The 6,521-nt window shown below is 55.0% G+C and carries 7 protein-coding genes; 5 read left to right on the forward strand and 2 right to left on the reverse strand.

Translation table 11 applies throughout. From position 1 onward, the window contains the following. Nucleotides 1-103: 103 nt before the first annotated feature. The 5 genes from pyrE (at nt 104) to LEP6406_RS26395 (ending at nt 4,219) form a co-directional block, all read left to right on the forward strand. On the forward strand, nt 104-724 hold the full coding sequence (gene pyrE, locus LEP6406_RS0203120; protein WP_051463859.1) for an orotate phosphoribosyltransferase: 621 nt from the start codon (nt 104-106) through the stop codon (nt 722-724). 113 nt (nt 725-837) lie between these two features. Beyond that, the gene (locus LEP6406_RS0203125) at nt 838-1,689 is read left to right on the forward strand and encodes an Npun_R2479 family HD domain-containing metalloprotein (protein ID WP_008317845.1); all 852 of its coding nucleotides are present in this window, start codon (nt 838-840) and stop codon (nt 1,687-1,689) included. 75 nt (nt 1,690-1,764) lie between these two features. Further along, nucleotides 1,765-2,199 (forward strand): DUF1824 family protein, encoded by a 435-nt coding sequence (locus tag LEP6406_RS0203130; protein ID WP_008317844.1) that lies wholly within the window; start codon nt 1,765-1,767, stop codon nt 2,197-2,199. A 156-nt stretch (nt 2,200-2,355) separates the two neighbouring features. After that, nucleotides 2,356-2,541: a hypothetical protein gene (locus tag LEP6406_RS0203135; protein ID WP_008317843.1), complete on the forward strand. Its 186-nt coding sequence runs from the start codon at nt 2,356-2,358 to the stop codon at nt 2,539-2,541. 229 nt (nt 2,542-2,770) lie between these two features. Beyond that, complete coding sequence (locus LEP6406_RS26395; RefSeq protein ID WP_008317841.1) at nt 2,771-4,219, forward strand: adenylate/guanylate cyclase domain-containing protein; 1,449 nt, start codon at nt 2,771-2,773, stop codon at nt 4,217-4,219. Between the two features lie 99 nt (nt 4,220-4,318). Here LEP6406_RS26395 and LEP6406_RS0203145 read toward each other — a convergent pair whose 3' ends face one another. Continuing rightward, on the reverse strand, nt 4,319-5,389 hold the full coding sequence (locus LEP6406_RS0203145) for an ABC transporter ATP-binding protein (RefSeq protein WP_008317839.1): 1,071 nt from the start codon (nt 5,387-5,389) through the stop codon (nt 4,319-4,321). Nucleotides 5,390-5,618: 229 nt separating this feature from the next. Continuing rightward, nucleotides 5,619-6,521: carbohydrate ABC transporter permease (locus tag LEP6406_RS0203150; protein ID WP_317133811.1), on the reverse strand; the 903-nt coding region annotated here is incomplete at its 5' end.

The raw sequence follows: 6,521 nt of genomic DNA on the forward strand, positions 1-6,521 counted from the left end.
CCAGGGCGTTGTCGCCGACAGTTGCCGGAGCCAACTCACCCAATGCGTCTTATTTATAGCGCAAACCTTCCCAGATCGTTCGTTTTTCTTTGTGTTCTCTCCCATGAACTCTACTCACTTCGCTCCGCTTTCACCCGTGACGACGCTGCCCCTATCCGCACTGCGCGATCGCTTATTGGATCTGATCTGCCAGACAGCCTATAAGGAGGGGGATTTTGTCCTCTCATCGGGGCAAGCTAGCGCCTACTACATCAATGGCAAGCAGGTCACCCTGCATCCGGCTGGGGGGGTCATGGTGGGCCGTCTCTTGCTTGCCGCTCTGCCCCCGACTGTGACCGCCGTTGCCGGACTCACCTTGGGGGCAGACCCGTTGGTCACTGCCGTTAGTATTGTGGGCTTCTACGAAGGCCGATCAATCACCCCCCTGATTGTGCGCAAAGAGACCAAGGGCCACGGTACCCGCGCCTACATTGAAGGCCCTGCTTTGCCCGAAGGTACTCCGGTCACGGTGTTAGAAGATGTGGTGACCACGGGACAATCTGCCTGGAAAGCGGTGGAGCGGTTACGTTTGGCCGGATACCAGGTGGAAACGGTGTTGGCCTTGGTGGATCGTCAGCAGGGCGGTGCGGAGTTTTACCGGCAGCAGGGATTGAACTTTAGGGCCTTGTTTGGCATTAGGGATCTCCAGGCCCATTATGGGGCGATGGCTCAGCAGGAGAGTTGAGAGAAAGGGGATAAACCCCAGATAAGGTAGCCGCTACGATAGTGAAAAATGGAGTCTGTGTCTCTGCCTGACTATCGCTTTTCGTCCTGCGTCTGGCTTTTTGCCTACTCCCTATGCTGAACCCCAATAAGCTACTTGGTAATGCTTTTGTCAGAGAATTACGGGCGGATTATGCCCAAACCTATGGCGGATGGAAGCCTGACTACGCCGACATTATTGGCTGGGTCGGCAACATGGGGGTAGAAAACATCGCCAACAGCAATGCGCTGTACCACGATGTAGAGCACACCATTTTTGTCACTCTGGTGGGGCAACAAATTCTGCGGGGTAAACATATCCGAGAAGGGAGGGTTTCTGGCGAAGATTGGCTCCATTTCACAATTTCACTGGTGTGCCATGACATTGGTTATGTGAAGGGGGTATGCCTTCATGATGTGGCGTCCCTGCGGCAATATGCGACGGGGCTTGGTGAGGAAACGGTGATTTTGCCGGAGGGCTACACCGATGCCAGTCTGACTCCCTATCACGTGGACCGGGGCAAGCTGTTTGTCCAGGAACGTTTTGGGGGCCATGGGTTAATTGATGCGGAAGTGATTAAGGCCAATATTGAGCTGACTCGATTTCCGGTGCCCCTAGATACCGATCATCAAGACACCAAGCATTATCCCGGTTTGGTGCGGGCGGCGGACCTGATTGGGCAGTTGTCGGATCCGCGCTACCTGCACAAAATTCCGGCGCTGTATTACGAGTTTGAGGAAACAGGGGTGAATCAGGCTCTGGGCTATCGCCACCCGGAGGATCTGCGGCGCAACTATCCCAAGTTCTATTGGAAGACGGTTTACCCCTACATTACGGATGCGATCGCATATTTGAAGTTGACCCAGGAAGGTCAACAGATTCTCTCTAGCCTCTATGGTCACGTCTTTGAGATCGAGCATGAGTTACATCCAGAACCCTTTATTTAGCGTTCTTTAGCCGCCCTTGTCTTTAGCGTCCTTGAGTCCCTGTCATCCCTCTTGCCCTCTCTTGTGATCGAAGCCATGACCCTATCGAATACCGTCACCCTCACCACCCGCCGCAAGGCGCTGTCCCGGTTTAGTGCCGCCCAAGTCCCCCCCCATCTTTCTGCATCAGAGCGGGCAGCGGTACGAGAGACCCTACTGCTGTTTAACCAAGTATCGGAATATCAAACCCTGGGGATTTGTGCTGAGGATGTGGCGTCCGCCCAGCGGGCACTGACAGCCTATGCCACGGCCCTGGGTTGCCCTGCCTTGAAGCTGGATTTACCACAGCGATTGGGGGTGGTTTATCTCAAGTTCAACACCCTCAAAGGAGCCTGGTATTTAGATGGCTACAGTGGCCCGTCGCGAGGAGTTCTGGTGTCCTACCATGGCTCCGATGCTGACATCGAGTCCATTGACGGCACCTATGGGCCTTTTCCCCTAGATCTGTTTGACTCAAGTCAGATGAATTGAGGCTAGATGGATTGAAGCCAGATGGATTGAGGCTGGACTCCTGACTTTTTACCCAAAAGCCCCTGAATCTTCCTGAACTTTGCCCTATTTTCCCGCCGGAAGCCCTATGACACCTTAGAAGCATCCATTTCAGGATGTGGGGAAGGACGGGAAATTATGGAAGCGATCGCAGTTTTGTTTGCCATCGGTGTATTTGTTGCTCTCAACTGGCCGGAGCCCAAGCGTCAATCCTCCAGCAAAGCAGAGGCATTAACCAAGGCGTTGAAGGCTTATTTAGAGGATGGGGTATTAGTCAAGATCAAGCCCTCAGACGCAAAGGAGGATCGGGGCAGTGGTCGTTAGGGACTGACGATGGATTGGCTGTCCCAGAATATCGCTTGGGGTGGCCAATCTGGCGATGGTTAAGGATCTGCCCAAAGGAGCCATCGCACTATACGCCTGGATCCCAACGCCTGGATCCCACTCATGCCATTCTCAGCTTGACCTCAGCAGACCCTTAAAAGGACAGCCCGGAATTTCTGACTACGCCTCAGTAGGATGGAGTGAAGTTCCGCGTCACCCTGGGGTAACCATGGCTAGCCTCTTGCAATCCTCTTTTGGGCTGCTGCGATCGCGGCTTTCCCGACGTATTGTGACCTGGGTATTTTTCAGCATCATCGTCATCGAAGGCGTGATTTTTGTCCCGTCCTTCCATCGCCGCCGTCAAGAAAAACTCCGCACTTTGGAGGAACTCTCGTCAGAAGTGCTATTCATGATCAAGGTACAGGCCATGGATGGAACTACCCCCGAAAACCTTCTGAATAGTGCCGCTAACAGTATTAGACCGGACTCCATCATTCGCGGTGTATCTCTCCATAAGGCCGATGGCACCGTCATAGAGGTGATTGGCGAACAACCCGAAATTTTGACCAATACCGTCCCCGCAAACGGGCAAACCCAGCGGCAACTCAATGCCAAAGGCAATCGCTACGACGTGGCATGGCCCAGCGATCGCTTCCAAGACCAGTACATCCTGATGGTGCGCCACGACGCCACCGGGGTACAGCAGGAAATGGTGCAGTACGCCCTCGGCATTAGTGGTCTAGTTATCATCATTTCCGCCTTTGTCACTCTCTTTACCATGGTGGTGCTAGAGAGAATTGTGATTGTGCCCGTGCTGTACATGCGCGATGACCTGAAAAAGGCAGGGGAAGCAGTGGGCAAGAATGTCCTACCCAACTTCTGCACCACCTCGTCGGCACGGCAGGATGAATTGGGGGAAGTTGCCCGCGCCTTTCAGGATATGTATCAGCGAGTCTGGCAGGAAATCAACGATCGTCGTCGGGCTGAAATTGCCCTCAAGGAGGAGCAGGCCAAGTCGGAGAAACTGCTGCTCAATATTTTGCCTCCCATGATTGCGGACCAGCTCAAGGCCCAAAGTGGGGCCATCGCCTCCCGATTTGAAGCCGCCACCATCCTCTTTGCTGACATTGTGGACTTCACAGGGCTATCTGCCGAGATCTCTCCCAGCCAGCTTGTGAGCTTACTGAACGATATTTTTTCCGCCTTTGACGGCATTGCCGATCGCCTAGGTCTAGAAAAAATCAAAACCATTGGCGATGCCTATATGGCGGTAGGAGGCTTACCCATGCCCCGATCCGACCACGCCGCCGCCATCGTCGCCATGGCGGTAGAAATGCAGCAGGTGATCAAAAGCTTTCGCCGCAATGACGATAGCCCCTTCCATCTCCGCATTGGCATCAATACGGGACCTGTAGTCGCCGGAGTCATCGGCACCAGCAAGTTTAGCTATGACCTCTGGGGAGATGCCGTCAACATCGCCAGCCGTATGGAGTCTCAGGGCGTCATTGATCGTATTCAGGTCAGCGCCAGCACCTACGAACTTCTCAAGGAAGAGCATCACTTTGAAGATCGCGGCTGCATTGCCATCAAGGGCCGAGGGGAGATCCACACGTACCTCTATCTGGCTCCTAAAACGAGTAAAAGAACTCCTAGGCCATCAGACCCTGATCTGGAGTAAAGAGTAGAGATCAAATAACGTGGGATAGCCGTCCCGGCTGTCCACGGTCAGGCAAGATGCCTGACCCACAAGAATTGCACATTACAGGATCCGGGCTCCTTAGCCATTTAGACGCACTTCTGTCTCAGCATCAAACCAGTGGATCGACTGGGACGGTAGCGCCAGCTCAATATTTTCACGGCTCCAGGTGGCGTCAGCGGGAATCATCGTGCGCAACACGAGATCGTCGCTGCCTTGGACACGCACGCTCAGCAGATCGCTCATGCCCAGATTTTCCACCAGAAACACATTGCCGTGAATGATCTGGGTATCTCCTGGCTCCGGTAGACGTACATGCTCCGGGCGAATGCCCATGACCACCGAACCACCTTTGTGGGCAAAATCCGGTAGGTGCAGTTTGAAATCTCCGAATAGGACCGCATCCTCAACCCGCTCCAGGGTCAACAGATTCATCTGGGGACTGCCAATGAAACCTGCCACAAATCGATTGGCGGGGGTGCGGTAGATCTCTTTAGGGCTGCCCAATTGTTGCAGGTGGCCTTCGCTCAGCACCGCGACCTTGGTGGAAAGGGTCATAGCCTCGGTTTGATCGTGGGTGACGTAGACCACCGGGGATTGCTGCTGCTCAAAAATCTGTTTCAGATCGGCCCGCACCTGTTCCCGTAGCAGGGCATCTAGGTTGCTCAGGGGCTCGTCTAGCAGAAACACGTCTGGTTTTCGCACGAGGGCGCGGCCTAGGGCCACTCGCTGCCGCTGGCCCCCAGAAAGTTTGGCGGGTCGGCGATCCAGCAGGGGATCCAACCCCAACACCTCAGAGGCGGACTGAATTCGCTTTTGGATATCTCCGGCCCCCATTTTCCGTAGCTTGAGCCCCGATGCCATGTTTTCGTACACGGTCATGTGGGGATAGAGGGCGTAGCTCTGAAAGACCATGGCGATGTTGCGATCGCCCGGTGGCAGGGGGGTGACATCTTGGTCACCAATTTGGACCTGGCCTTGGGTCGGCTGCTCTAGCCCAGCAATCAGCCGCAACAGTGTAGATTTTCCACAGCCAGAAGGCCCCACCAGGGTCAGAAATTCATTGTCTTCGACGCTGAGGCTCAGGTCTTTGACGGGCACAATCTGGCGGCTGTACGCCTTGGTGAGGTTTTGGAGTTCGAGTTTAGCCATGATCTTTTGGGGGAGGGTGTGAGGGTGATGGGGTGTGAGGGTGATGGGGAACGAAAGTTTTGAGTTTTGGGTTTTGAGTTTTGAGTTGATTGGGTAGGGGCGCGGTTTCCGCGCCCAATGCAGGGGGTGACAGGTGACAGGTGATAGGAATTCCGTTTCTGGTGCCCTGGCTCTGCCTGGGTACCTCCGTCGGAGGCTCTGCCTCCTCTGTTTTCCGTAGGGGCAATTCTTATCCTTTAACAGAGCCAGCGGTGAGACCTTGGACAATCTTGCGCTGGAAGAACAGCACCATCACCACCAGGGGTAGGGTGCCGATGACGGTGGCGGCGGCTAGGGGGCCGTAGGGAACCTCGAAGAGGGTGGTGCCGCCGAGTTGGGCCGCTGCGACGGGGATGGTTTGCATCGACTCGCGGGTAATGAAGGTGAGGGCAAAAATGTACTCATTCCAGGCAAAGATAAAGGCCAAAATGCCAGTGGTGACGAGGGCGGGCAGGGTCATGGGCAACACAATTTGCCAGAGCATTTGCACGGTGTTGTAGCCGTCTACCTTGGCCGAATCCTCTAGATCCTTGGGCAACTGTTGGAAAAAGCTTCGCATCACCAGAATGGTGAGGGGCATGTTGATGGCGGTGTAGGGAATGATCAGCGCTAGGTAGTTGTTGGCGAGTCCAGTGAACCGCACCAGATCCAGCAGGCCCAGAAACAGCAGGATGTAGGGAAAGAGGGTAACCACCAGCACGTAGGCTAGAACAATAGGCTCACCGGGAATCCGTAGACGCGCTAGGGCATAAGCGGCGGGGGAACCGATGGTCAAACACAGGATCGTGGAGAGGATTGCGACGAGGGCGCTGTTGAAGATGTAGCGGTGGAAGTGGTTGCGCTGGAAAAGCTGAATGTAGTGATCTAGGGTGAGCTGGTTGAAATTGGGGAAGTAGATCACGGAGTCGGCGGTGATGGCCGCGTTGGTCTTGATGGAGGTCAGTACCTCCCACAGGGGCGGGCCGAGGCTAAAGATTACGGTCAGCGCGATCGCACTCCAGAGCAGCACCTTTTTCCAGGGGATGCTGGTGGATTGGGTTTGGGTTTGGGTGAGGGTCATGGGGGGTGGGGGGGTGATGGGGTGATGGGGTGG

The organism is Leptolyngbya sp. PCC 6406 (genome assembly GCF_000332095.2).
GTDB lineage: Bacteria > Cyanobacteriota > Cyanobacteriia > Phormidesmidales > Phormidesmidaceae > PCC-6406.

Excerpts from the sequence above, each read along its gene's own strand:
- LEP6406_RS0203130 (WP_008317844.1), top strand. The coding sequence starts at position 1,765 with ATGACCCTATCGAATACCGTCACCCTCACCACCCGCCGCAAGGCGCTG.
- pyrE (WP_051463859.1), top strand. The coding sequence starts at position 104 with ATGAACTCTACTCACTTCGCTCCGCTTTCACCCGTGACGACGCTGCCC.
- LEP6406_RS0203135 (WP_008317843.1), top strand. The coding sequence starts at position 2,356 with ATGGAAGCGATCGCAGTTTTGTTTGCCATCGGTGTATTTGTTGCTCTC.
- LEP6406_RS26395 (WP_008317841.1), top strand. The coding sequence starts at position 2,771 with ATGGCTAGCCTCTTGCAATCCTCTTTTGGGCTGCTGCGATCGCGGCTT.
- LEP6406_RS0203125 (WP_008317845.1), top strand. The coding sequence starts at position 838 with ATGCTGAACCCCAATAAGCTACTTGGTAATGCTTTTGTCAGAGAATTA.
- LEP6406_RS0203145 (WP_008317839.1), bottom strand. The coding sequence starts at position 5,389 with ATGGCTAAACTCGAACTCCAAAACCTCACCAAGGCGTACAGCCGCCAG.